Origin of the sequence: Rugamonas aquatica, assembly GCF_009380215.1 — a bacterium.
Classification (GTDB): Bacteria; Pseudomonadota; Gammaproteobacteria; order Burkholderiales; family Burkholderiaceae_D; genus Rugamonas; species Rugamonas aquatica_B.
On the sequence record NZ_WHUG01000067.1, the window covers coordinates 1 to 266 of the forward strand.

Sequence of the window (266 nt, forward strand, 5' to 3'; positions counted from 1 at the left end):
TAGAGTGCTCTTTCGTAGCAACTAATGACAAGGGTTGCGCTCGTTGCGGGACTTAACCCAACATCTCACGACACGAGCTGACGACAGCCATGCAGCACCTGTGTAATGGTTCCCTTTCGGGCACTCCCCAATCTCTCAGGGATTCCATCCATGTCAAGGGTAGGTAAGGTTTTTCGCGTTGCATCGAATTAATCCACATCATCCACCGCTTGTGCGGGTCCCCGTCAATTCCTTTGAGTTTTAATCTTGCGACCGTACTCCCCAGG

General features: G+C 51.5%; 1 rRNA gene. It reads right to left on the minus strand.

Annotated features, from left to right (window positions below):
• Nucleotides 1-266: ribosomal RNA gene (locus GEV02_RS32690) — 16S ribosomal RNA — on the minus strand; the annotation flags it as partial.